Annotated in this window: 28 protein-coding genes and 1 pseudogene; all 29 read right to left on the bottom strand. The window is 55.0% G+C overall.

Annotation, left to right across the window (positions count from 1 at the left end):
• Window positions 1-12: 12 nt before the first annotated feature.
• The 29 genes and pseudogenes from NFS35_RS12040 to NFS35_RS11900 all read right to left on the bottom strand — a co-directional run bounded on the left by NFS35_RS12040 (window position 13) and on the right by NFS35_RS11900 (window position 22,971).
• Window positions 13-1,608, bottom strand: coding sequence for a peptide chain release factor 3 (locus NFS35_RS12040; protein WP_251207371.1), 1,596 nt, complete (start codon window positions 1,606-1,608; stop codon window positions 13-15).
• A gap of 338 nt (window positions 1,609-1,946) precedes the next feature.
• A pseudogene (locus NFS35_RS29680) lies at window positions 1,947-2,072 on the bottom strand (phosphopentomutase); the annotation flags it as partial.
• A gap of 100 nt (window positions 2,073-2,172) precedes the next feature.
• Window positions 2,173-2,943 carry a SpoIIIAH-like family protein gene (locus NFS35_RS12030; RefSeq protein WP_251207370.1) on the bottom strand — a complete coding sequence of 257 codons (771 nt, stop codon included), beginning with the start codon at window positions 2,941-2,943 and terminating at the stop codon, window positions 2,173-2,175.
• Between the two features lie 138 nt (window positions 2,944-3,081).
• On the bottom strand, window positions 3,082-3,729 hold the full coding sequence (gene spoIIIAG, locus NFS35_RS12025) for a stage III sporulation protein AG (protein ID WP_251207369.1): 648 nt from the start codon (window positions 3,727-3,729) through the stop codon (window positions 3,082-3,084).
• 143 nt (window positions 3,730-3,872) lie between these two features.
• Window positions 3,873-4,376 carry a stage III sporulation protein AF gene (locus tag NFS35_RS12020; RefSeq protein ID WP_251207368.1) on the bottom strand — a complete coding sequence of 168 codons (504 nt, stop codon included), beginning with the start codon at window positions 4,374-4,376 and terminating at the stop codon, window positions 3,873-3,875.
• Between the two features lie 20 nt (window positions 4,377-4,396).
• Entirely contained in the window at window positions 4,397-5,443 is a 1,047-nt protein-coding gene (locus NFS35_RS12015; RefSeq protein ID WP_251207367.1) for a stage III sporulation protein AE, read from the bottom strand.
• 66 nt (window positions 5,444-5,509) lie between these two features.
• A complete protein-coding gene (locus tag NFS35_RS12010; protein WP_251207366.1) occupies window positions 5,510-5,896 on the bottom strand; it encodes a SpoIIIAC/SpoIIIAD family protein in 387 nt (128 codons plus the stop codon).
• A gap of 39 nt (window positions 5,897-5,935) precedes the next feature.
• On the bottom strand, window positions 5,936-6,130 hold the full coding sequence (gene spoIIIAC / locus NFS35_RS12005) for a stage III sporulation protein AC (protein WP_103238941.1): 195 nt from the start codon (window positions 6,128-6,130) through the stop codon (window positions 5,936-5,938).
• 12 nt (window positions 6,131-6,142) lie between these two features.
• Window positions 6,143-6,661 carry a stage III sporulation protein AB gene (locus NFS35_RS12000; protein ID WP_251207365.1) on the bottom strand — a complete coding sequence of 173 codons (519 nt, stop codon included), beginning with the start codon at window positions 6,659-6,661 and terminating at the stop codon, window positions 6,143-6,145.
• Entirely contained in the window at window positions 6,654-7,592 is a 939-nt protein-coding gene (gene spoIIIAA / locus NFS35_RS11995) for a stage III sporulation protein AA (RefSeq protein ID WP_251207364.1), read from the bottom strand. The genes NFS35_RS12000 and spoIIIAA overlap by 8 nt, the downstream gene beginning before the upstream one ends.
• Window positions 7,593-7,671: 79 nt before the next feature.
• Window positions 7,672-9,375 carry a transglutaminase domain-containing protein gene (locus NFS35_RS11990; RefSeq protein WP_251207439.1) on the bottom strand — a complete coding sequence of 568 codons (1,704 nt, stop codon included), beginning with the start codon at window positions 9,373-9,375 and terminating at the stop codon, window positions 7,672-7,674.
• 135 nt (window positions 9,376-9,510) lie between these two features.
• Complete coding sequence (locus tag NFS35_RS11985) at window positions 9,511-10,836, bottom strand: citrate/2-methylcitrate synthase (protein ID WP_251207438.1); 1,326 nt, start codon at window positions 10,834-10,836, stop codon at window positions 9,511-9,513.
• Window positions 10,837-11,012: 176 nt separating this feature from the next.
• Complete coding sequence (locus NFS35_RS11980) at window positions 11,013-11,450, bottom strand: GatB/YqeY domain-containing protein (RefSeq protein ID WP_251207363.1); 438 nt, start codon at window positions 11,448-11,450, stop codon at window positions 11,013-11,015.
• Between the two features lie 95 nt (window positions 11,451-11,545).
• On the bottom strand, window positions 11,546-11,746 hold the full coding sequence (locus NFS35_RS11975) for a hypothetical protein (protein ID WP_251207362.1): 201 nt from the start codon (window positions 11,744-11,746) through the stop codon (window positions 11,546-11,548).
• Between the two features lie 43 nt (window positions 11,747-11,789).
• The gene (locus NFS35_RS11970) at window positions 11,790-12,623 is read right to left on the bottom strand and encodes a ParA family protein (RefSeq protein WP_251207361.1); all 834 of its coding nucleotides are present in this window, start codon (window positions 12,621-12,623) and stop codon (window positions 11,790-11,792) included.
• Window positions 12,589-13,377 (bottom strand): DeoR/GlpR family DNA-binding transcription regulator, encoded by a 789-nt coding sequence (locus NFS35_RS11965; RefSeq protein ID WP_251207360.1) that lies wholly within the window; start codon window positions 13,375-13,377, stop codon window positions 12,589-12,591. The genes NFS35_RS11970 and NFS35_RS11965 overlap by 35 nt, the downstream gene beginning before the upstream one ends.
• A gap of 154 nt (window positions 13,378-13,531) precedes the next feature.
• Entirely contained in the window at window positions 13,532-14,080 is a 549-nt protein-coding gene (locus tag NFS35_RS11960; RefSeq protein WP_251207359.1) for a BMC domain-containing protein, read from the bottom strand.
• Window positions 14,081-14,183: 103 nt separating this feature from the next.
• Window positions 14,184-15,527 carry a 4Fe-4S dicluster domain-containing protein gene (locus tag NFS35_RS11955; protein WP_251207358.1) on the bottom strand — a complete coding sequence of 448 codons (1,344 nt, stop codon included), beginning with the start codon at window positions 15,525-15,527 and terminating at the stop codon, window positions 14,184-14,186.
• A 103-nt stretch (window positions 15,528-15,630) separates the two neighbouring features.
• Window positions 15,631-15,879: a EutN/CcmL family microcompartment protein gene (locus NFS35_RS11950; protein ID WP_251207357.1), complete on the bottom strand. Its 249-nt coding sequence runs from the start codon at window positions 15,877-15,879 to the stop codon at window positions 15,631-15,633.
• A gap of 132 nt (window positions 15,880-16,011) precedes the next feature.
• Entirely contained in the window at window positions 16,012-16,659 is a 648-nt protein-coding gene (gene pduL, locus NFS35_RS11945) for a phosphate propanoyltransferase (protein WP_251207356.1), read from the bottom strand.
• Window positions 16,660-16,707: 48 nt separating this feature from the next.
• Entirely contained in the window at window positions 16,708-16,986 is a 279-nt protein-coding gene (locus NFS35_RS11940) for a BMC domain-containing protein (RefSeq protein WP_251207437.1), read from the bottom strand.
• A 96-nt stretch (window positions 16,987-17,082) separates the two neighbouring features.
• The gene (locus NFS35_RS11935) at window positions 17,083-17,421 is read right to left on the bottom strand and encodes a BMC domain-containing protein (RefSeq protein ID WP_251207355.1); all 339 of its coding nucleotides are present in this window, start codon (window positions 17,419-17,421) and stop codon (window positions 17,083-17,085) included.
• 123 nt (window positions 17,422-17,544) lie between these two features.
• Window positions 17,545-17,820: a BMC domain-containing protein gene (locus NFS35_RS11930; RefSeq protein WP_251207354.1), complete on the bottom strand. Its 276-nt coding sequence runs from the start codon at window positions 17,818-17,820 to the stop codon at window positions 17,545-17,547.
• Between the two features lie 44 nt (window positions 17,821-17,864).
• On the bottom strand, window positions 17,865-18,206 hold the full coding sequence (locus NFS35_RS11925) for a BMC domain-containing protein (protein WP_251207436.1): 342 nt from the start codon (window positions 18,204-18,206) through the stop codon (window positions 17,865-17,867).
• Between the two features lie 141 nt (window positions 18,207-18,347).
• Window positions 18,348-19,556 carry a zinc-dependent alcohol dehydrogenase gene (locus tag NFS35_RS11920; RefSeq protein ID WP_251207353.1) on the bottom strand — a complete coding sequence of 403 codons (1,209 nt, stop codon included), beginning with the start codon at window positions 19,554-19,556 and terminating at the stop codon, window positions 18,348-18,350.
• Window positions 19,557-19,568: 12 nt separating this feature from the next.
• Window positions 19,569-20,957, bottom strand: coding sequence for an aldehyde dehydrogenase family protein (locus NFS35_RS11915; RefSeq protein WP_251207352.1), 1,389 nt, complete (start codon window positions 20,955-20,957; stop codon window positions 19,569-19,571).
• Window positions 20,958-21,039: 82 nt separating this feature from the next.
• Complete coding sequence (locus tag NFS35_RS11910) at window positions 21,040-21,582, bottom strand: GlcG/HbpS family heme-binding protein (RefSeq protein WP_251207351.1); 543 nt, start codon at window positions 21,580-21,582, stop codon at window positions 21,040-21,042.
• A gap of 11 nt (window positions 21,583-21,593) precedes the next feature.
• Window positions 21,594-22,400: a class II aldolase/adducin family protein gene (locus tag NFS35_RS11905; RefSeq protein ID WP_251207350.1), complete on the bottom strand. Its 807-nt coding sequence runs from the start codon at window positions 22,398-22,400 to the stop codon at window positions 21,594-21,596.
• A gap of 121 nt (window positions 22,401-22,521) precedes the next feature.
• Complete coding sequence (locus NFS35_RS11900; protein ID WP_251207349.1) at window positions 22,522-22,971, bottom strand: EutP/PduV family microcompartment system protein; 450 nt, start codon at window positions 22,969-22,971, stop codon at window positions 22,522-22,524.
• Between the last annotated feature and the right edge of the window lie 24 nt (window positions 22,972-22,995).

The raw sequence follows: 22,995 nt of genomic DNA, 5'->3' as shown, positions 1-22,995 counted from the left end.
GACCACCCTGCTTTAATTCTTACTGAATTCCGCCAGGACAAGTCCTTTATTCCGGTCAAGCGTCATGCCGACGCTCCATGCGTTCACGAACAGAAGAAGCGGGTTGCCCTTCATGTCCTTTACCTTTTTCATATCGGAGGTGCCCGTCAGCTTTTCGATGTCCACCTCGTCCTTATTCTCAATCCAGCGGATATGCTCGTAGGGCAGGTTCTCAAGCCGGATTTCCACGTTATATTCGTTCTCAAGCCGGTACTTCAGCACATCGAACTGCAGCACGCCCACCACGCCCACGATGATTTCCTCCAGGCCTGTATTGAATTCCTGGAAAATCTGGATGGCGCCCTCCTGGGCAATCTGCTCCACGCCCTTTACGAACTGCTTGCGCTTCATGGTGTCGATTTGGCGCACTCTGGCGAAATGTTCCGGCGCGAACGTCGGGATGCCCTCATACCGGAATTTCTCCTTGGGGCTGCACAGGGTGTCCCCTATGGAGAAGATACCGGGGTCAAACACGCCGATGATATCCCCCGCATAGGCCTCACTCAAAATCTTCCTGTCGTCCGCCATGATCTGCTGAGGCTGGGAAAGCCGCATGACTTTGCCTCCCTGCACATGCCGCACTTCCATCTGGGCGTCGAATTTGCCGGAACAGATGCGCATGAACGCGATGCGGTCCCTGTGAGCCTTGTTCATATTGGCCTGAATCTTGAACACGAAAGCGCTGAACGCATTCTCCGCGGGCTCTATGATACCGATATCAGCCTTTCTGGCCAGGGGCGTGGTGGTCATCTGCAAGAAGTGCTTCAAAAAGATTTCCACGCCGAAATTCGTCAGCGCGGAACCGAAGCACACCGGGGTCAGATTGCCTGCCCGCACCGCTTCCAGGTCAAATTCCGCGCCTGCCCCGTCCAAAAGGTCTATCTCCTCCAGCAGCTTGTCCGCCGCATTGTCGCCGATCAGCTCCCGCAGCTTCGCCTCCTCCGCCACGGGCACTTCCGTAGCCGTCCCCTCCTTCGTCCCTTTCTCCGTGTCAGAATAGGAAATCACACATCTCTTTTCCCTGTCGTAGACGCCCTTGAATTCCTTTCCCGAACCGATAGGCCAGTTCACAGGGCAGGTAGCGATTCCTAACTCTTTCTCGATGTCGTCCAGCAGATCGAATGTATCGTTGGCATCCCGGTCCAGCTTGTTGATAAATGTGAATATCGGGATCTTGCGCATGACGCAGACCTTGAACAGCTTCCTGGTCTGGGCCTCCACGCCCTTGGAAGCATCAATCACCATCACGGCAGAGTCCGCCGCCATCAAAGTGCGGTAGGTATCCTCCGAGAAATCCTGATGCCCGGGCGTGTCCAATATATTGATGCAGTAACCGTCGTACTCGAACTGCAGTACCGAGGAGGTCACAGAGATACCTCTCTCCTTCTCTATCTCCATCCAGTCGGAGACCGCGTGTCTGGCCGTAGCCTTTCCCTTGACGCTGCCCGCCAGGTTGATGGCGCCGCCGTAGAGCAGGAATTTCTCCGTCAGAGTGGTCTTGCCGGCATCCGGGTGGGAGATGATGGCAAAAGTGCGGCGGCGGTTTATTTCTTCCGTATAATCGTTCATTTATTTACTGTCCTCCGTTTTCATGTCATAGCAGCGATTTGTTCCATACTGCTTTTCATCTTTCTCTTGGCTTCGTCGGTTCCGTCAGGCCGGGAAAGCCTCCTCCGCAGGCAGCCCGTCCTCTGCTGCCGTACAGATTCCCTTTCTCCCGGCAGATTCGCTTAAGGCGGAGTGACGCAGCCGTCCTCCCGGGCGGAAGCACGGACGCTCCCGCAAAGGCAGGCTCTATGCCAAAGCAGTGCGGCACAGTGGCCCCGATGTCCGTGAATGTCTCCCTGGCGCCCAGGTTTTCGGACGCGATTCCAGGGCCGTACATGAGAATTCAGGGAGCCTGCCGTCATGGAAAAGAACGGGCTGGAGGACACGGTCCCCAGCGTGTTGACATTCACGTCACCACAGGAAGCCGCATCCTCCGTCTCACCGATTCCAAAGCTGTCCAGTACAATCAAAAATACCCTTTTCATAGTCTCTTCTGTCCTCTCCGATGGCTTTTCCAGTACCAGTATACCACATGTGTTATGTAAAACAAACAATTTTTTTACGCCGTGCGCTGTGCCGCGCCTTTTACTGTGCCACGGTGCTGATGATGATGTTTTCCGCCGGAATCTCAGTCTTGCGCTTTACGATATCTTCAATCTGGGCCCGCATCGCATCGTCCAGAGCCGCCGCGTTGACCACTACGTCCACCGCATCTCCGTTGATGCTGACTACCACATCCTGGAATCCTTTCGCCTCCAGAAGAATCTCCGCCGCGGACTCTTTCTCCGCGATGGCGGTCATCTCTACCATGCTGTCCACTGCCGCCTGTTTCTGTTCATCGGAAATGCCTGCGCTGTTTATGATCTCCAGCAGCGTCTCCTTATTCTTGGCCCTGGTCTGTTCTTTTAAGAGCTTCGCATCGGAAAGCATCGCTGTCCCTGCTGTGGAGGTGAATACGGCCTCCCCCGGGATTTCTCCCTCTTCCGGCGTGTTTCCTGCCACCTCGCCCTCTGCCGCGCCGTCCGCGTCCACCACTTCCGCGCCCTCTACCTCCATTCCGGCATCCAGATAGTCATCCACGATGACGCCTCCGTCCGTGTCCAGACTCTCGATGTCCGTCTGCTCTTTCAGCAGATCCTCCTCCGATAAATCCAGCAGTCCATCCAAAGTGTAATTCTCGGTTATGACTCCCTCCGAGTCCACCGGGCTGGCGTCTCCTGTAACCACATTGCTGTCATCTGTCGTAAGGTACTCTTCTTCCATTCCGCTGCCGGCGAATTGCAGATAGCCCGCAATCGCAATCATAATCGCCAGAGCTGTTATCATAAGCTGATTTTTCTTGATTAGGCTTTTCACTTTCATTCCCCTCTTCGTGTTTTAATACTTCATTGTATGAGCCTTTGAAAAGATATATGCACCTGTCAGGGAAAACTTTTCCACATTTTATACTGTGCATCACTGTAAATCCCGGCGGTTTGCGGTATAAGGCGGACATCAGGGCGCGGCCTCCTCCATGGGCACCACTTTCACCTTGTGGGCCTCCACATCAAAAAGAGCCTGGGCTATTTCCACGATAGTGCGGCTCACTGTGCCGTTCCCAGCGCCCTCGGCGATTACCAGCACCCCCTCTATCTGCGGCGGCAGCGTCTTTACCACATAAGGCTCGCTGAGGCTCCCGTCGGAGCTGTATATCACGTTCTCCTCGGATGTCACCTCGCTGACGATGCGGTTCCCGCCCATGGCGTCGCTTTCGTTGGTGGAGCTGCGGCGCACCGGCTGTTCTTTCTCCACTACCAGCTCGCTGGAAGCTTTTAACGTAATCATGACCTGCACTTCTCCTACGCCTGCCACCCGGGAAAGGGCCTGGGTCAGACGCTCCTCCATCCGGGCCGCGTAGAGCGCATCTGCATCCGCTGTCTGGCCGGACTGTTCCTGACTGTCCCGGTTATTCGTTTTACTGTTTTCTTCTGTCTGTTTTTCCGTTTCCAATACATGAGAGTCTTCCTGCTCTTTTTTCTCCTCCGTGGGAAGCGCAATGATAATCAGCAGGATTCCCGTCAGGACAAGAATCAGAAAATTGTCTCTGCGGAACCATTTCTGCAGCCCTTTATCCATCGCCCACTTCTTCCAGTCCCTGCCCATATCTGCCCCGCCTTTCTCATTGATTTCTGTTCATTATCATTACTTCTCATTGCTTTCTGTCACTCTCCGCCATTCTCAGATACCCCCAGGCTCCGTTCCGCTTTATGGCCGCCCCATATCGGACAGCCTCTTTTTGGATTGTATCAGTCTTCTCCCCCTTGCCCGGACTGTACCGGCTCTATGGGGTCTATGACTACAGGCTCTATGTCTCCCACGCTGATTTCTGATATTCCCGAGTTTTGCCCCTCTCTTGCCGGCTCTCCCTCTTTCTGATTCTCCCTCTCCTGCTCCTCCCCGCCCCGGATTTCCTCATCCCTCTCCTCTTCCTGCTCCTCCAGGCGCTTTCGGATTTCCTCCAGCGTCATCTTCTCCAGCAGTTCGTCCGCGGCGGCAGCGTCCTCATTGGCCTCCTGCATGCTCTTCTCCAGTTCCTGTCCCAGCTTCCCCAGAGCCTTCAGGGCGTCCTGCCTGCCATCGCCCAGAAGAAAATTCCCAACAGGCAGAAACACCTGTATCAGAACCATGACGCTGACCATCAGCTTTAAATATTTCTCATACACCTCCTTTGGCCTGAAATGTATCACCGCCTGGGCGCATATCATGAAAATCCCCATGCGGCAGATTGCCTGAAACAACGAATTCTGCATTCTTCACCTCCGCTCCGCATCTACACCGCCGCTACCGCTATAGCTATGATGAACAGAAGCACGGCTGTCCCCACAGTGCGCAAAAGCAGCAGCACGGCGTCCCCCATCCGATTCACGCAGGCTGTAATCCGCCTGTCGCTGACAATGCCCATGAAAGCCGCCGCGCATTTCAGCAGCCCGGCAATCATCGCGATTTTGAACACCGGCACAGCACACAGCAGCAGGAGCAATATGAGCAGCACCACACCCACGCTGTTACGGATGACCATGGCGGATCCCACCACCAGCTCCATCACACCGCCCGCCATGGTCCCCACCCCCGGAATGGCGGATATCAGCTTCTGCAGCGCCGAATTTCTGGCGGAATCCATCACCGGGGTAATCAGCCTCTGGAATACGCCGATTCCCGTTATCGCTCCCAGAGCCCCTTTCAGCACCCACCCTACTGCCTTTCCCAGCAGATCGATCAGAAAGGACAGCTTCTCCTCTGCCCAGATGCCGTTCACCACGGACAGCATGCTGTAGCTGTATATCAGAGGCAGGAGCCCCCTCTCCAGAATGTACTCCACTCCATACACCGCAAAGAGCATCATCTGGTAGGCTGCCCCCGCAGTGGCCGATCCGGTGGAAATGCCCACGGTCAACAGATAGGCAGGCACTAAAAGCTTTATGAACAGAATGATATTCTCCACGGTCTGCCTGACGATATCAGCAGCCTGCGAAAAGCATTTCAGCAGCACCGCGGTAAAAAGGAGATACATAAAGTAAAAGCCCATGTCCGCCACCTGGCGCCTGTCGAATATCTCCACGAAATGCGTCATCAGTGAGGACACGATTCCCAGTACCAGGAGCCACACGAACACATCCCGCATCCCTGCCAGCTGCATGACAAAATCCGTGATGCTGTCTTTGAACAGCGAAGCCAGCGCGCCGAACACATCCCCCGACATCACCCGGGCCAGAAGCTGGTTCAGATCAAGGCTCCTCTCCGGGAACAGCCGCAGTATCCCCTCCTGAAGCTGGTCCAGGCCATAATCCTGCCAGACCAGGTTCAAATCCATCTCCATATGCCCCTCCCCTCATTCCGCGCTCCTGTCCGTTCGGCCATCCCTGTCGGATGCCCTCCCCACAGATCACAGGAAGCTCTGAATCTGTTCAATCACCGCAAACAGAATAGGGAGCCCCGCGAACATCACGGTCAGTTTCCCCAGCACCTCAATCTGTCCCGCCACTGCCTGATAGCCCGCGTCCCTGCAGATATCGGCGCTGAATTCACAGATATATGTAATTCCGATAACTTTGAACAGGATGGACAGATACCTTTCCGACCCGTTCAGGTAAGTCCTGATTTTCAGGAACTGCCCCGTTATGGTCTCCATCTGACGCATGGAAAAGCAGAAAATGATGATGCTGACAGCCAGTCCGATGTAAGTGGCATATTCCCCTTTGGTCCCCCGGAACTGTATCGCCAGCAGCACTCCTGCTATCCCCAGAAATCCAATCTTCACAATCTCAGTCAATTTTATACCCCCGGAAGAATGCCCTCTCTTCGGGCACACTTACAAAGCGAACAATGTCTGGATGGTCTGGAACAGCTCATATATATAGGGCACTATCCAGGTAAGGACCAGTATCAGTCCGGCCAGGCTGATCAGAAAGGCATGCTCCTCCCTGCCGCTATGCTTCAAAATCTGGCTCAATATGGTCACCAATATCCCCACTGCCGCTATCTTAAATATCAGACTTACTCCCATAGCTCCTCACACTCACCAAAGCACCAATATCAACAACAGTCCCCCCATGGCGCCCAGACCCACCGCCATCCTGCACTTCTCCGCGTTCTCCCGCTCCAGCCGCTCTCTGGTGTCCCGCAGAAGTTCCCCGCTCTGTTCTATCTCCCGCAGCTGCATCTGGCTGTCCGCATACCCTGTCCGGGCGGCGAACCGCAGGAAATTCTCCCTGTCAGCCTCCTGCAGAGGCAGCCTGCCCAGGGCCTTTTCCATCTCCTCCTGAAAGACTTCCCCGAAAGAAAGCCCCATGTTCTCCTCCATTCTGCGCCCCACCTCCAGGAAAGCCTCCTCGAAGCCTGAATCCAGCCCTCCCGCGATATGGCTGCAGCACTCCGGCAGCGTAGCCCTCCCATAGCGCACCTCGCTGGCCAGAAGCTCCAGCATGCGCTCCAGATTGTGCAGAGCCTTTATCCTTGCTCCAAACTGGTACCGATACCACAGCCCCAGTCCCAGGCATCCCGCAAAAACCATACAACCGCCCAGCATCCTAACCATACGCCCCGCCCCTTTCGCTTACCTGCCGTATCACGCATCTCCCATCCTCTTTCCCCAGCACCAGGAACACTTCGAACAGCCTCTCCCAGTAAGCCGCCTCCAACCCGAACCGGCGCTCCACGTCCCGCCTGTCCTCTCCATGGACTGTGGCCAGAATCCGGCAGCCACAGGCCGCTGCCTGTCCCAGCGCTTTAAGCTCCCCGTCCCCGCCCAGTTCATCTATGGCGATGACCTGGGGCGACATGGACCGCAGAAGAAGCAGCATTCCGATGTCCTTAGGGCAGCCGTCCAGCACATCCGTGCGCATCCCCATATCATTCTGGGGCTTTCCCAGAAAGGAACCCGCCAGTTCCGAGCGCTCATCCACCACCCCCACGGTCATCCCCTGTCCCCAGGCATTACCGTCCGAAATCTGCCGTATCAGATCCCGCAGCAGCGTGGTCTTGCCGCAGCCCGGCGGCGAGATGATCAGGGCGCTGCGCAGCCCTCCCTCCCGGTACATGACCGGGAGAATCTTATCCGCCGCTCCTTTCATCTGATGAGACACCCTGATATTGAGATAGGAAATATTCTTGAAAGTCCTGACCCTGCCGTCCGTCTCCAGCACGGCTTGTCCCGCCACCCCCACCCGATGCCCTCCCGCCACGGTGATGAAGCCCTGGCGCAGCTCCTCCTCAAAGGCATAGGGGGAATAATGGCAGATATGCTCCAGCGTCTCCGAGAGCTCCCGTCCGGTGGCCAGATGCCCCTCCGCCGGATTCCGGGACAGTCTCCCCCAATCTGTCAGGAAAAGTTCCTTTCCTTTTCTATGTATGATTATGGGCTGTCCCGCCCGCAGGCGGATTTCCTGAATGGACGCCTGCTCTTCGGCCACGCTCTGCCACAGAGCCCGGCTGCCGGAGGGGAACAGCTGCAGAATAGAGTTTTCCATCGACATGTCCTCCTTTCTCCAATATATGAAAAAAGAGACAGGATATTCCTGTCTCTTTTTTTATTTCGTTCCGTTCCCCTTAGTAGGTGTATACATTATGGTAAATCCGATAATAACCTCCGCCCAGATCCTGTATCTGAAGCTGGATGGCGAAGTTGTCCGCGCCCATATCTTTCAGCGCCTGCTCCACATACCCTTTCCAGTAATCGCCGCTATTGTACGCCCTCTCCACAGAGTTCCACATAGACTGCGGAATAACGTTCACAAACTGTCTGTCTCCCGTCCCCACGCTTTTCAGCAGTTCCCTGCAGTCCTCATAATACTCCTGCATAGTGTCGCGCACCTGCTCTTCGGTGACTCCGGCTTTTTCCAGGTTCTGCTTCCTTATCTCATCCGCCGTGGGCTGTGAATCGACAGGCCCCGCCGGAACCTTGCTCTGCCACCCCAGCGGCTGGATGGGATTGGGATTGATCAGACTCGATATGTCATCCGCCTCACCTGTATCCTCCGCTTCCGTGCCGCTGATGTCTCCCGGCTCCCCCGAATCGCCTCCATTTTCTGCCTCATTGCCGCCATTCGGGACTGCCTCCGCTCCCTCGCAGGCCGGCAGGTACACGGAAAGACCGGTGCGCCTGTGGGTAGACGCATATTCCTTGTCCGTTTTGTTGAAATAATCGTAGGTGGGCTCCTCCGTGTCGTCCCAGGTCACATCCACGTTGTGGTAAGTCCCATCTAACTTTACGATATTCCACGCATGATCCTCTCCCGCGTATCCCGTGCAATAATAGCATGGAATATCCAGCTGCTGCATGATATACTGGAATGCCCTGGCATATCCGGCACAGACGCTTCTGCCGCCCACCAGCGCACTGTAGGCGCTCTGGTTCATCGGGGCCGCCACGTCATATTCCACCATCTGCATCAGCGCATCGTGGACATACCTTTCTTCCTCATACTGACTGCCCAGCCCCCGGGCCTGGGCAGCGATATTTCCTGCCGCCCCCTCGAAAGTCTGCCTGGCCTCCTCCAGATTATTCACGGTCTCATTGAATTTCAGAGTGATTTCCGCGCATCTGCCGCTCCTGATATACTTACAGGAATAGCCCGTGTCCAGCCAGAACAGCTCCGGGTGGTCATTGTAGACCGCCTCGAACACAGTCTTAAGCTGATTCACGGACACCGTGGTCACCGGGGTAAAAGAAGCCGTCAGACTTACGGCGTTGGCGTAAATCTGGCTGTATATCTGCCGCATGTCCGGTTCCAGCATGGCATAGTAGGGATAGATTTCCTGGTCAAAGGTCAGATTGCTGCCCGTGTCACCGGGATTGTCGCTTCCCGACAGGCCATCCGCCTCATCCTCGCCTATCTCCTGGGCTTCCTCCTGCACAGGCTCGTAACCGGTCCGGCCGCTGACAGAGTCCGGAGCCTCTAACGAAGAGCTCTCCGGCGGCTCATAGCCGGGCTGATTCTCCAGCCAGTCGGCATTGATGCCCGGCTGGCTCTCTATGGACACGGACGTACCCGGCCGGCTGTCCCCGTCCTGAAACAGACCTCCCAGTCCCCCGGATTGTCCGTCCTGTGCGGATTGCGCGGGATTTACGCTCTCCACCCTCTCCGCCAGCATGGCCGTCAGCGAGGGATTCAGCGCGCAAACCATGACTCCCACGCAGCACGCCATGATAAGTCCCATGATACAAAAGAAAATAGCTTTCAATACTTTCACATTTTCACGCATTCTGCCGTCCTGCGGCTTACTATACTCACAAGCGGTGAAATCTGCCATGATGTTCACAGACTCTCTCACTCATGAGTCTGGCTGCAATGAAAGAGAACATTCACGGCAAGTTTCTGTGACCGTCGGTAAAATCGTCGATGATTGTATTATATTTTACCATGAAACCCTTTGTACTGCAAGCCATCATCTGCTGTCCAGATTCACATACTCCCGCTCCTGCATGACGCTCTTGTATGCGGGACGGATGATTTTGTCCATATTGATCAGCTCTTCAAGCCTGTGGGCGCTCCAGCCTACGATTCTGGCGATGGCGAAGATAGGCGTGAACATCTCCAGCGGAATTTCCAGCATGCTGTAGACAAAGCCGCTGTAGAAGTCCACATTGGCGCTTACGCCCTTATAAATCCGGGATTTCTCCGCAATCACCTGCGGTGCCAGGCGCTCTATCATGGAATACAGCGCGAAATCCTTCTCCCTTCCCTTGGCTGAGGCCAGCCTTTCCACAAAGCCCTTGAACACCTGTGCCCTGGGGTCGGACAGGGAATAGACCGCATGGCCCATGCCGTAAATCAGCCCCTTGCCGTCAAAGGCCTCCTTGTTCAGAATTTTCTTCAGATAAGCCCTCACCGCGTCCGCGTCCTCCCAGTCGGACACATTGGCCTCTATCTCCCGCATCATCTCCACTACCTTGATATTGGCGCCGCCGTGCTTAGGCCCTTTCAGGGAGGACAGCGCCGCAGCGATGACGGAATAGGTATCCGAGCCGGAGGAGGTCACTACACGAGTGGTAAAGGTGGAATTGTTACCGCCGCCGTGCTCCATGTGCAGCACCAGCGCGATATCCAGCACCGCGGCCTCCAGCTCCGTATATTTCTTGTCCGGGCGCAGCATCATCAGCAGATTCTCCGCTGTGGACAGCTTTTTGGAGGGACGGTGTATGTACATGCTCTCATCGTTCTGATAATGGTTATAGGCATGATACCCGTATACGGCCAGCATAGGGAACACGCTGATCAGCCGGAAGCACTGGCCCAGCACATTCTCGATGGTGGTATCGTTGCAGTTCCTGTCATAGGAAGCCAGGGTCAGGACGCTCCTGGTCAAAGAATTCATGATGTCGCTGCTGGGCGCCTTCATGATGACGTCCCTGGTGAAATTGGTGGGCAGCGTTCTGTAGGCCACCAGGATGTCCCGGTACTCTTTCAGCTGCTTCTCACTTGGCAGCTGGCCGAACAGAAGGAGATAGCTGACTTCCTCGAAGCCGAAGCGCCTCCCCCTGAACCCCTTCACCAGTTCGATGCAGTCATATCCGCGGTACCACAGCTTGCCCTCGCAGGGCGTCTTTACCCCATTTATCATCTGAAAGGACTCTATGCGTGATATGTTGGTAAGTCCTGTCACAACACCGTTTCCGTTCTTATCGCGCAAGCCCCGTTGTACTTCATACTTATCGAACATCTCCGGCTCCAAGTGGTCGGCTTCTCTGCATAACCGTGCATAATCATTCATTGCGATCTCGTTTTTCTTCAATAGACATTTCCTCCTTATACTCGTTATTCTTATATCTTATCGTTTGAAAGCGCTTTCTGTCAATTAAAAAAACATTAACAAAATATGCTATAAGTAAAAAAGGGCAGCCCTCCGACGCTTTCCGCGCCTGAGGGTTGCCCGAAATCCGTTCCTTATCACTTGCACAGCCCGGCCACCGTCTCATTGATAACCTTGCCGTCCGCCTTGCCTTTCAGCACGCCCATCACGGCTTTCATAATCTGTCCCTTATTCTTAGTCGCAAGCAAATCCGCGAAATTCTCCTCGATATACTGCTTCACCTCTTCCGGAGACATCATCTTAGGCGCATACTCTGCAATTACGTCATAACGTTTCCGATATTCCGTTTTCAAATTCTCTCTGTCCGCGGGACAGGTGTCCAGCTGCTCTTTTGCCGTCTTCAGCTCCTTGATGATGACCCTGTCCACCAGTTCCGCAGGTACATCCTCGCGGCATCCCTCGTCGATCGCCACTTTCTTCACTGCGGATACCAGAGAGGAAATCGCGTCTTTCCTGTCCTTGTCCCTGGCCTTCATGGCGGCCACCATATCGCTTCTCAGTTGCTCTAATTCCATATCTTCTCTCCGCCTTTCTGTCATGCTTTCTACACTATAGCAGATTTTATGGGAATCGGCAAGCCTATTTCGCCGGGCAAACCGCTATTCAGTTTTCAGAGAAGATGCACCGGCAGCTGCTGACCTATTCCATAGGCTTCATGGCCGCTTTTTGCCTCTCTCTTCTTTGCTTCTTTTTCTCTTTTTGTTTCTTTTGTATTCTCCGGCTTTTCCGCTTCTGTTTTTTTCTCTGCTGTCAGGGTTTCTGCCGGTTTGGCTTTTGGCTTTGATTTCGTTTTTGCTTCCGGCTTATCCACCGGATTCGCGGCCGGTTTTTCCTGAGCCGTCTTGGCGGCCCTCTTAATGCTGCTTGCTCCCACTGACATATTCCTCTACCTCCTTTGCCAGCTCCAGATACTCTCCCGCACTTCTGGCGGATTTTTTATGTGCCATAACGGGCTTGGAGTTATCCTGTGCCCACTCTATCTCGCTGTCCACACGGATGACAGTCCGGAACACATTCACTTCCTCAAATTCATGCAGGGCTTCCAGGGTCTGTCTGCCATAATTCTTCCTGGCGTCCATCTTGGTGATGACCACGCCCAGCAGGTTCAGTCCCGGCGCCAGTTTCTTCACATGCTCCAGGAACTCGAACATGTTGGCCACGCCGAACAGTCCCCAGGGGCTGGCTTCCACCGGCAGCATCACGTAATCGGACGCGGAGAGGATGTTCATGACCCAGCCTCCCAGCGTGGGCGGGGCGTCGATCAGGATATAGTCGTATCCGCCCTCCCGTTTCAGCCGCTCCAGGCTCCTGGAGAGAATCAGTTCCCTCTGCCATTTGGTGAAAAGGTCATACTCGATGCCGCTCATCAGCGTGGAGGAGGGAATCAAGTCCAGGTTATCATAGGGCGTGTGCACCACATAGTCCCACAAGTCCTCTTCTTTCTTCATGGCCAGGTACAGATTCCTGTCCCCTGAGGCGAATCCCAGGACTTCCTCCTCGGAAAAGAAAGAGAGGGAAAGGTTCATCTGCATGTCGCCGTCAATCAGGAGCACCCTCTTCCCCAACGCCGACAGGGAATAGCCCACGTTGGCACAGGTGGTGGTCTTGCCGCTTCCGCCCTTGTTATTGGCGAAAGCTAAGGTTATTGTCGCCTTATCTGTTTTCTTCGCCGCTCTCTTCTCTGCCATAGAGACATTCGATTCCTTTCTCCGCAAAATAATCCATCCACTTCTGTTCCGGCCGGATATCCGTCACAACCATGTCGATATCGGACAGCTCGCAGATTCGCGAAAACGCTACATTGCCAAATTTTGTATGGTCCAGCGCAAGGATGCGCTGCCTGGCGGATTTCAGCATGGTATGCTTTATCTGGGAAAGTGCCTCATGGGCGTCGGTGACACCCCGCTCTAAGTCCAGTCCCTTGCAGGAGAGAATCACCTTGTCCGCCTGAAAGGAACTGATGACATCCGCCGCCCTGGAGCCTACCAGTGTCAGATAATTCTCCCGCAAGGTTCCGCCGGTACAGATGACCTCCCATCCGCTCACGTCCGAAAGCTCTATCAGCACTTCGATGGAACTGGTGATCAAAGTCAGCTTCTTCCGGGTCTTCAGCGCCTTCACCACTGCCACAGCCGTGGTGCTGGGATCTACGATGATATGCTCTCCCTCCTGCACAAGGCCGGCCACCAGCGCGGCGATTTCCTGCTTTGCTTTCATGTTGCGTTTCTTGCGCACATTGAAAGGCATATCCATGCCCGTATTCTCATTCAGGACAGCGCCGCCGTAGCTTTTGATGGCCAGGCCCTCCCTGTCCAGCTTATCCAAATCCCGTCTGATTGTCTCTTCAGAAACGTCAAACAGGGTGCTCAGCTCGCTGACCACCACTTTCCGCTCGTTCTGAAGTTTATCCAAAATCAGGTTCCTGCGCTCTACCGCCAGCATCCGCGCCCCACTCTCCGTCCTTTTTTCTTTTCAGCAGTCTGTTCCAAATACCAGATCTGTGTCCGTCGGTTTCCCTGTGCACTTCCTGCTCCGCGCCGGAGAAACCGCTCATATGGCTGTTTGCGTACTCGTGTCTCTTGATTGTTATCCTTTTCTACAGAATTGACTTGCAAATCTGCGGATCCGGATGGGCGATGACGGTGGAATCCAGATACATGCCTCCCTCGGCTACGCTGGCCCTGGCTTTTGAGATGGCCGCCTCCACGGCCGATACCTCCCCGCACAGGAACACATAGGACTTGCCGCACATGCCCTTGGCGATACGAAGTTCGATCAGCTCCACCTCCGAGGTCTTCGCCGCCACATCCGCCGCAACGATGATGGCTGCGGCGTCGAAAGTCTCCAGGATTCCCAGGGAACTGATATGCTCCACATGGGTGGTCCCATAGATTGCAGGGAAGATTCCCTCATGGGGATTGCCCAGCACGAAGCTGTCAATCAGCTGTTCCCCATACTGCACCTTGGCAGTTTCCACTGCTGCATCCACTGCGCTCAAATCCCCTGTAATCAGGGCAATATATTTGCCGGGGCATACGGTCTGCGCCTCCACCAGCTCCACAGCCGCCGTCTTCACCATGGCGTCCGCTGCCGTCACGCCTGTGGAGACCGTCTTGAATTCTATCATTCCCAAAGCCCTGCCCATCGCTCTTACCTCCTAATTCAATTGCCGCCTGCAATAAGCCATATGCCGTTTCATCCCTGTCTTCCGGCATTGCGCCTATTTCGTGCCCATAATGCGCTTCCTCTTATCGGCGCAGAATCAAAATATATTTATCCGTGACCTCCTGTACGACACCATCCACGGAGGAATGAATGCCCACGCTTAAACCGCCGGCAGGCTTTGCGATGCACTGCCCGCAGGCCACCTGCTCTCCCTTTTCCACCGCCGCTATTGCAGGCGCTCCGATATGCTGGCCAAGCAGGATCTTCACCTTATGAATCTGCTGCTCCCCCTTCCAGTATTCGTCCGGCTGCAGGGGCGCGTCCACATTATATTTCGCCAGGCCCAGCCTTGCCTCCAGCCTCTCCTCCGGCGCCTTGCGGTACTCTCTGCCTGCCCTTATGGGTGCAGGCCTCACATCCGCAGGCGGCTTCACGCCGGCTTTCCGCAGGCCCAGCTTGTAGTCCGCAATCAGGCTTCTTGGCGAAAGTCCCTGGGGACAGGAGAAATTCTCGCACAGTCCGCAGGAGCTGCAGAAAAATGTATTCAGGAACACATTGGTATCCTGAAAGTCCCTGTTGGCGGCGCTGCGCATGAATTTATGGGGCTCTATGGGGTGCCCCAGCGCATGGCGCGGGCAGAGGCTGGTACAGGTCTCGCACTGACAGCAGGAGGCTGCCGCCCGGTTCAGATCTATGGCAGCGTTCCTGTTCTTGCGCTGTATCAGGTTGTGCCCTTTGTCCAGCACGATAATCGCATTGGTGGTCTTCGTCACCACATCGCTGTCCGTGGCCAGATTTCCCATCATGGGCCCGCCCACCAGATAGGCGGGATCCTTTACCTTGATTTCCCCTGCGCAGCTCACCACGTCCCCGATGGACGCGCCGATGGGCACGCGCACGGTAATCGGGCTCTCTACCTCGCCCACCACGCTCACCAGCTTGTCGATGACCGGAGTATTATGCCTGACAGCCCGGTATACATTATAGACTGTCTCCACATTGAAGACAGCCACGCCCTCCTCAATGGGAAGTCCCCCCGGCCGGATGACCCGCCCTGTGGCCTCGTAGATGAGCACTACCTCGTCCCCCATGGGATATGCGCTGTCCAAAAGCTGTATACGCATGTTCGGATATGCGTCTATGTATCTTTCAGCCGCCCTGACGGCGGCTTCATATTCTCTTTTAATGCCGATGACAGCCTCCTTTGCCCCCACAGTCCGGGCAATGCCGTCAAAGGTCTCCAGAATCTCTTCCGCGCGCTGCTCTAAAAGCTGTCTGTGGAGCTTTAAAAGCGGCTCGCATTCGGCGCAGTTCATCAGAATGACCTCCGCCCTTTCATCTAATTTCGCATAAGTAGGAAAGCCGGCGCCTCCGGCACCGACAATGCCGCTCTCCTGCAAAATCTGCTTCAAATCCTGCATCTCCATGAAATGCCTCTTTTCTATAGAAATACCACTTCTCTGTTCATCTCATGGAAGATTCTCTCTTCCACGGATGGCCTGTTTCATACCTGCCCCAAACGCTGCGCCGTTAATTTTCGTCCACGATTCCGACAACGGCCGCATCCACAGGCGCATTCTCCATTCCTACACGCGCCGCGCTTCCTGTGGCCACCAGGACTGTCTCCCCGATGCCCGCGCCTATATTGTCGATTGCCACAAAGCGCCCGGCTCCGGCGGCCATCTCCGCAAGCGGCTCTATGATCATGAACTTGTTCCCTACCAGATTCTCGCTCTTTCGGGTAGAGACGATGCTCCCTATTACCTTGCCTACAACCATTTCCAATCCCCCATCGGACGTAAAAGCTGCCGGCAGAGCGGATTTCCCGCCCCGCCGGCCGGATTTATGCCGCAATGGCTGCTTTCGCAGCCCATCTTATCCATGACAATAGATTCCCGCCAGGCGTACATTCTATTGTCTGATGATTGTCACCATATCGCCGGTCTTGATCTTGCTGGCATTGGCTTCGTCCGTGTCGATATGCATCTCCAGCGTGAAGCTGTCGTTCACACGGATTTTCACCTGATTGAATACGGTACCTCTCTCGTTGTCCGCTTTCACGGAAACGATATCGCCGTCCGCGACTCCTGCAGCCATTGCGTCAGCCGGTGACATATGGATATGCCGCATGGCTATGATGCAGCCCTCTTTCAGGTAGACGACGCCTTTCGGGCCTACCACGGCTATGGGAGCGCTGCCCGCCACGTTGCCGGACTCCCGGATAGGAGCCGCCACGCCCAGCTTCATGGCATCCGTAGCGGATATCTCCAGCTGGGAGGCCTTTCTGACGGGCCCTAAGACCCGCACGTTCTCAATGGCCCGCAGCTTTATCCCCACCACGGTCACAGTCTCGTTGCAGGCGTACTGGCCGCCCATCAGGTCCTTTTTCTTCGTCAGATGATAACCCTCGCCGAACAGGGCCTCCACATGCTCCTGCGTCAGGTGGATATGCCTTGCGGACACGCCCACCGGCACCTGATAGCCGCCTGTCTTTTCTTCCATTCTGCCTATGGTCTGAAGCACCATCTGCGTGATCATCTCAACAGTCTGTTGTTCCATATTCTCCTCCAAATCTGCCGGAGGAAGTCTTCCTCCAGACAACTTTCCTTATTTCGCCTTGGGAAGAATCATCTCAACATCGGTATGAGGCCTGGGAATTACATGGGTAGCTACCAACTCGCCGAGCTTGGACGCGCTGGAGGCGCCAGCTTCTACGGAAGACTTCACGGCTCCTACATCGCCGCGCACCATTACGGTCACCAGTCCGGAACCGATTTTCTCGGTGCCCACAAGGCTCACGTTTGCCGCCTTGCACATTGCGTCAGCTGCCTCAATCGCAGCTACAAGACCTCTTGTTTCCACCATTCCTAATGCTTCCTGTGCCATTTCTTTTCCTCCTGATTCCAATTCTGTCTCTCCGCTGCGGCGCCTTTCTGACACCTCCGCTTCGAAACCGTTTTTAGTTTCATTATCCTGTCTGAATCAAACTTCCTGAATGGTCCTCGCGTCAAGCGCACCTGCCTGCCCATCCGCTTTCATGAACCGGCTTGCGCTCAGGTTCACGAGTCTGACGATTTCTTCATGGGGATTGGCGATGACCCCGCTGGCCACGGGCTTCTTGATTGCCTTGGCCGCTGCTGTCTCCACCGCCTCCGTCACGGACGCCACGTCGCCCCTCACTACGATGGTGACCAGCCTTCCGCCCAGTTTCCTCTCCCATGTGGCCAGTTCCACGCCGGATGTCTTGCACATGATGTCCAGGGCATCTATGGCGGCAACCACGCCTGAAATCTCGATAAAGCCCAATGATGTACTGCTCATTTGCCGGCTCCTTTACTTATACTGAAGATCACTGAAATTTTCCAAGCAACCCGACTCACGAGAGAAAGATATCAGGGACATCGTGGCAATTTAATCGCCCGTGAGTACAATTATGTTTCCCGCTCAAATCTTCGGCAGAATCTTCTCTACGTCGCTGTGCGGTCTGGGGATGACATGTGCTGCCACCAGTTCGCCAAGGCGGCTTGCTGCTGCGGAACCGCTCTCCACGGAAGCCTTGACAGCGCCTACATCGCCGCGTACCATAACCGTTACCAGTCCGGAACCAATCTTCTCCGTGCCCACCAGAGATACCTCTGCGGACTTGGTCATCGCATCGGCTGCCTCAATCGCCGCCGTCAGACCTCTTGTTTCTACCATTCCCAATGCTTCCTGTGCCATAATAATCTCCTTTCATTCTGCCTGTCATGAATCGTCATTTCATTTTAATTCTTGTCAAAAGCGCTTATCTTCAACATTTTCTCTGTGTCCCCGGTAGGCCTCGGGATGATGTGACGCTGCACCACGCCGGTGAGGGATTTTGCTTTTTGCTCGCCTGCCTCCATGGCAGCCTCCACCGCCGCTACGCTTCCCCGGAACTTCACTGTCACCAGCAAAGGCACCGGCAGCGCATCCGCATTCGCGGGTTTGTTTTTGTCAAAGGTCTCCAGCCTCACGTCAGCCGCCTTACAGCCCGCGTCGGCCGCAAGGAACGCGCAGGTCAGTCCGTATACCTCCAACAGCCCTACCGCTTCTTCCTCGGACTTCTTTTCTTCTATGGAATTCATTTCTCCTATGGAATCCACTTCTTCTATGGAATTCTTTCCTTCCATTCATCTCCTCGCTTCCCCGATTGCACATGGTGATGTTCATTATATCGTCCAGATACAGTCGGATTAGTGTCAATCCGTCACTTTTCGTCTCAGATGCTACTTATTTATGATAGCAATCTTTAAGCCCGTCATAGCCAGATTGGTCTTCAGCGCCTCGTTGATTTCCTCCAGCGGATAGGTGTGGGTAATCAGCTTATCCATGGGAAGTCCCATCTTCTTCGCGCTCTTGAGGAAATCAAATGTGGTGGCATAATCCCTCAGGGTGTACACCCAGCTTCCCACGGTGGTAATTTCCTTGGAACAGATATCAAAATGCGGATTGATGGTGGCATCACCGCCGTTGATGAAGAATCCCAGCTCGCAAAGCCCGCCGCCGTTGCGGATGAACTTATAGATATTGGAATGTCCCGCCGGGGATCCGGTACACTGGAAAGCGAAATCCGCCAGATGGCCGCCGCACTTCTCGGCAACCGCCGCGGACAATGCCTCGATGCCCTTGTGATCCTTAAAGTTCACGGAATCCGAGGCTCCCAATTCCTTTGCGAAGTCAAGGCGCTTCTGCTCTCCGTCCACCGCTACGATCTTGTTGATGCCCATGGTGCGCAGAATCGCGATACAAATCAGGCCGATGGGGCCGCAGCCCTGTACCACCACTCTGCTGTTGAAACGCAGGATTCCCGTGCTCTTGGCCCGCTCTACCGCATGAATCAGCACCGCGCAGGGCTCAATCAGCACTCTGGAATACAGATCCAGGTCGCTTACATTAAATACGGTAGAACCTCCTCTGATCAGGATGTAGTCAGAAAACCATCCGTTCAGATGGATATCGTCATCGGGAAGAAGTCCGTATACGTCCGCGCCGCCCACGTTCTGCTTGTTCAAGTCGAACATGGTGATGTCCGGGTTGTCCTTGAAGATCATGCAGGTAACTACCTTGTCACCAAGCTTCAGATCCTTGCCCGCGCTGTCCTTCTTCACGTTCTTGCCCATCTTCACGATCTCGCCGGTGCCCTCATGGCCCAGAGCAACCGGTATCAGGCTGAAAGGATCTCTCTTGAACTCATGGGCGTCCGTGCCGCAGATGCCGCATCCCTCCACCTTTACCAGAATATCGTCATCGCCCACTTCCGGCATGGGAAACTCTTTTACATCAAAATGCTCCAGACTTGTCAGCATTGCCACATGGGCCGTCTTCGGAATGGCGCCATTCCCTGCGCTTTTAGCCGCAGGCGCCGCACTGACTGTGCCGGACATACTGGCAAGCACCTGTTTTACAATCTCCTCTATCTGTGCTGTATCAGCCATTTTTTACTCCTTTCATCTTATACATAAACTGTCGGACATGACGCAGCGCCTGCTCTTGGTGAAGCTCTTGGTGCTGGTCAGGCCCTCGCCGGTGCGGCTGGCGATGGTGAAAGTACAGTACCCCTCCCCGCCGAAGCCCAGCGCCGCGTAGGAGGGTGCGTTCTTTACCAGGATGGCCGTGTCGATTTCTCTTGCGTACTTCGTGATGTTGTCAATGTTCTTGGAGTGGATGTGGGCGGAGTGGCGGTTGCCGTGCTCCAGCCATACAGCCTTCTCGATGGCATCGTCGATGTCCTTCGCCCTGACCATGCCAAGGATAGGCATCATCAGCTCCTCCGCGATCAGAGGATGCTCCTTGGGTCCCTCAAAGACGATGCAGCGGATATTGTCGGGAACGGTCACGCCGATCATGCTGAGCAAAGTCTTTGCATCCCGGCCCACACACTTGCGGTTCAGACCCTTGGGCGTCAGGACCGTGGCTGTCAGCCTGTCCTGCTCCTCCTTGGAAATCAGATAGCAGCCCTGCTCGGAAATCATATAGTGCATCAGCTCGTCCGCGATGGACTCCACTGCCACGATTTCCTTCTCGGCGATACAGGGAAGGTTGTTGTCAAAGGTGCAGCCGTTGACGATGTCCTCCGCTGCTTTTCTGATGTCCGCTGTCTCATCCACCACCGCGGGAGGATTGCCGGCGCCTGCGCCGATCCCCCTCTTGCCGGAGGAGAGCACTGCGGTCACCACGCCCGGGCCGCCGGTCGCGACGATAAGAGGAATATCCTTGTGCTTCATCATCACATTGCTGGTCTCCAGCGTGGGCTGTTCCACGGTGCAGGCCACATTGTCAGGGCCTCCGGCCTCCATAGAGGCCTCATTGATCATATTGATGGCAAAGATAGTGGTCTTCACCGCCTGGGGATGGGGATTGAACACCACCGTGTTCCCCGCCGCTATCATGCCGATGGAATTACAGATGACCGTCTCGCTGGGATTGGTGCAGGGCGTGATGGCGCCGATGACCCCGAAAGGTCCCATCTCAATCAGAGTCAGTCCCCTGTCTCCGGACCAGGCCGTTGTCTTCAAATCTTCCGTGCCGGGAGTCTTGTCGGCCACCAGCTTATGCTTTAATATCTTATGCCCTACATTGCCCATTCCTGTCTCGTTTACGCCCATTCTGGCAATGACTTCCGCATTTTCATGGGTTTTTCTGCGGATATTGCTGATAATCTGTTCTCTCTGATCCAGGGACATCTTACGTACTGTCTTCTGTGAAGCTTTTGCGGCTGCGATGGCTTCGTTCATATCGGTGAAGATGCCGTGCTTTCCGCTTGCGGATTCCGCAATCTGCATTTTCGCCACCACTTCCTGTACGATATCCTGTACCAGATTCTCGTTTACAAGCACTTTGTTACCTCCATTCCAGTTCCGCATCTGCCGTCCAGTAGCGGGTCATCACAGAGAATTTCCGGCTGGCAGATGCTGATTTCTATTCCAGTTCCGTGAAAACACTTTTTCCATAGGCTGCCAGCGCGGTGTCCTGCTCGGCGCTTCCGCCGCTGACGCCCAGAGCCCCGACGATGACGCCGTCCTTTTTCAGCACCTCGCCGCCGCCGAATATGACGATTTTTCCGTCATTGGTAAACTGTATGCCGTACAGGCTCCCATCGGGGCCGCTCAGCCGTCCAAGTTCCGCGGTGGACATCTGAAACGCTATGGATGTGTAGGTCTTGTTCAATGCTACGTCAAAGCTTCCTATGTAGGCGCCATCCATGCAGTGGATGGCCACGGGCCGCCCGGAGGCATCGGAGACTGCGGTGACCACCCGCATGTCCCACCGGGCCGCTTTCTCCTCAATCTTTTCGATGAGCTTCACGGCCAGCGCTAACGGCATGGTGACATATGTCTGTCCTCCGTTCGCCGCTGCCTGTTTCACCGTCTTAGGCTTCACCGGCCCGCCGCTTTCTGTCCGTCCGTTTTCCGCCCTTTCCAGGACCTCCCGGACGATTGCCTCTATTTCTTTATTTTCCATACAAATCTCTCTTATTTCCCTAACTGCTCCAGCACTTTCCTGGTAATCTCCGCCACCACGTCCGCTGAGACATTCGCGTTCTCTTTCTTGTCGTGGCATCCGCCTCCGCAGGTATGGCAGCTGGGCTTTCCCTCTTTTGCGTTGGGGCAGAGGTTAGCGGGATGGCGGCCTTTCATGCCGAACTGTCTCCTGATTTCGTAGAGGTCTTCCACCTGCTGAGGGGTGAACTCCTTGGGGCCGCCCAGCATCCTTGACTGATACAGGAGCTGTGCGTAGAACTCTACGGATTCCATCTTCAGATAAGCCGCAAGCAGGGAGTCGGAATAGGTCAGCGCGCCGTGGTTCTCCAGGAGGACTGCGTCAAAGTGCTGCACATACTCGGAAACGGCATCGGGAATCTCCATGGTGGAAGGTCTGCCGTACTTGGCGATGGGCACACAGCCGAGAGCGATGACTGCCTCGGGCATGATGGGCTGGGTCAGAGGAATACCGGCGATTGCGAAGCTGGTGGCGTATACGGGATGGGCATGCACCACGCTCCTTACATCGGGCCTCTCCTGATATACTCTCATGTGCATCTTGATTTCGGATGAAGGCTTGAAATTGCCGTTGGACTGGATGACATTGCCCTGTGCGTCCACTTTGCAGATATACTCGGGAGTCATGAATCCCTTGGACACGCCCGTGGGGGTGCAAAGGAACTCATTGTCGTTCAACTTCACCGAGATGTTGCCGTCGTTGGCGGCTACCATGTTCCTGTTGTAGATTCTCTTGCCGATGTCGCATATCTCTTTTTTGACTTCGTACTCGTTCTGCATTTTGATTCCTCCTGATTCGTTTTGATTCCTGTGTTTGCAGTTGCTGGAGTGCTTTTCCTCCATTATAAGCCTATATACCACACAAGTCAACATGCAAATGTTGGATTGTGCCGTTTTTGTTTTATTTTTGTGGTTTCTTTATTTGGGGACGGTTCAAATACGCCAGGATTTCTTCCACGCCCTCCCCTGTCACCGAATCCACAAAGAAAATCTCCCTGCAGCCGGAATTGCGCAGCCACAGTTCCGCCAGCTTTCTGTCGGCTTTGGGTTCATTGATTTTCGTCACGATGCCGATCACGTCCCGGTTCACCATGCAGGTGATGTTAGGCGGGAACAGCGTGTAAGGCTCCGTTGCCGCCACCAGCAGCCCCACCACGTCCGCCTCATAGGCGTAGAGAGCCAGCGCATATCCCAGACGGTGGGTCTGGGCGTATTCCCCCGGGGTGTCTATGAGCACATCTTCATAATGGATGTACTGAGTCTTGCGGTATTGTATCTTTTCTCTGGAAAGGGCCTGCTTCAGAGTAGTCTTCCCGCTTTCGCTGCGGCCCATCAGTATCAGTTTCTTCATAAATATAATGTAGCCTGAAGAGCG

Source organism: Acetatifactor aquisgranensis, from assembly GCF_943193215.1.
In the GTDB taxonomy this organism is placed as follows: domain Bacteria; phylum Bacillota; class Clostridia; order Lachnospirales; family Lachnospiraceae; genus Acetatifactor; species Acetatifactor aquisgranensis.
The sequence above is the reverse complement of the archived record's forward strand: the minus strand, read 5'-3'. Positions and strand labels throughout refer to the sequence as shown.

Coding starts and splice junctions, on each gene's coding strand:
- pduL (WP_251207356.1), bottom strand. CDS start 16,659: ATGGAACAACAGACTGTTGAGATGATCACGCAGATGGTGCTTCAGACC.
- NFS35_RS11970 (WP_251207361.1), bottom strand. CDS start 12,623: ATGGCAGAGAAGAGAGCGGCGAAGAAAACAGATAAGGCGACAATAACC.
- NFS35_RS11900 (WP_251207349.1), bottom strand. CDS start 22,971: ATGAAGAAACTGATACTGATGGGCCGCAGCGAAAGCGGGAAGACTACT.
- NFS35_RS11905 (WP_251207350.1), bottom strand. CDS start 22,400: ATGCAGAACGAGTACGAAGTCAAAAAAGAGATATGCGACATCGGCAAG.
- NFS35_RS11955 (WP_251207358.1), bottom strand. CDS start 15,527: ATGGAGATGCAGGATTTGAAGCAGATTTTGCAGGAGAGCGGCATTGTC.
- NFS35_RS11960 (WP_251207359.1), bottom strand. CDS start 14,080: ATGGGCAGGGCTTTGGGAATGATAGAATTCAAGACGGTCTCCACAGGC.
- NFS35_RS11990 (WP_251207439.1), bottom strand. CDS start 9,375: ATGGCAGATTTCACCGCTTGTGAGTATAGTAAGCCGCAGGACGGCAGA.
- NFS35_RS11980 (WP_251207363.1), bottom strand. CDS start 11,450: ATGGAATTAGAGCAACTGAGAAGCGATATGGTGGCCGCCATGAAGGCC.
- NFS35_RS11910 (WP_251207351.1), bottom strand. CDS start 21,582: ATGGAAAATAAAGAAATAGAGGCAATCGTCCGGGAGGTCCTGGAAAGG.
- NFS35_RS11920 (WP_251207353.1), bottom strand. CDS start 19,556: ATGGCTGATACAGCACAGATAGAGGAGATTGTAAAACAGGTGCTTGCC.
- spoIIIAC (WP_103238941.1), bottom strand. CDS start 6,130: ATGGGAGTAAGTCTGATATTTAAGATAGCGGCAGTGGGGATATTGGTG.
- NFS35_RS11950 (WP_251207357.1), bottom strand. CDS start 15,879: ATGGTTGTAGGCAAGGTAATAGGGAGCATCGTCTCTACCCGAAAGAGC.
- NFS35_RS11985 (WP_251207438.1), bottom strand. CDS start 10,836: ATGAATGATTATGCACGGTTATGCAGAGAAGCCGACCACTTGGAGCCG.
- NFS35_RS12020 (WP_251207368.1), bottom strand. CDS start 4,376: ATGCAGAATTCGTTGTTTCAGGCAATCTGCCGCATGGGGATTTTCATG.
- spoIIIAG (WP_251207369.1), bottom strand. CDS start 3,729: ATGGGCAGGGACTGGAAGAAGTGGGCGATGGATAAAGGGCTGCAGAAA.
- NFS35_RS11940 (WP_251207437.1), bottom strand. CDS start 16,986: ATGGCACAGGAAGCATTAGGAATGGTGGAAACAAGAGGTCTTGTAGCT.
- NFS35_RS11965 (WP_251207360.1), bottom strand. CDS start 13,377: ATGCTGGCGGTAGAGCGCAGGAACCTGATTTTGGATAAACTTCAGAAC.
- NFS35_RS12015 (WP_251207367.1), bottom strand. CDS start 5,443: ATGGAGATGGATTTGAACCTGGTCTGGCAGGATTATGGCCTGGACCAG.
- NFS35_RS11930 (WP_251207354.1), bottom strand. CDS start 17,820: ATGGCACAGGAAGCATTGGGAATGGTAGAAACAAGAGGTCTGACGGCG.
- NFS35_RS11935 (WP_251207355.1), bottom strand. CDS start 17,421: ATGAGCAGTACATCATTGGGCTTTATCGAGATTTCAGGCGTGGTTGCC.
- NFS35_RS11925 (WP_251207436.1), bottom strand. CDS start 18,206: ATGAATTCCATAGAAGAAAAGAAGTCCGAGGAAGAAGCGGTAGGGCTG.
- NFS35_RS12000 (WP_251207365.1), bottom strand. CDS start 6,661: ATGGTTAGGATGCTGGGCGGTTGTATGGTTTTTGCGGGATGCCTGGGA.
- spoIIIAA (WP_251207364.1), bottom strand. CDS start 7,592: ATGGAAAACTCTATTCTGCAGCTGTTCCCCTCCGGCAGCCGGGCTCTG.
- NFS35_RS12040 (WP_251207371.1), bottom strand. CDS start 1,608: ATGAACGATTATACGGAAGAAATAAACCGCCGCCGCACTTTTGCCATC.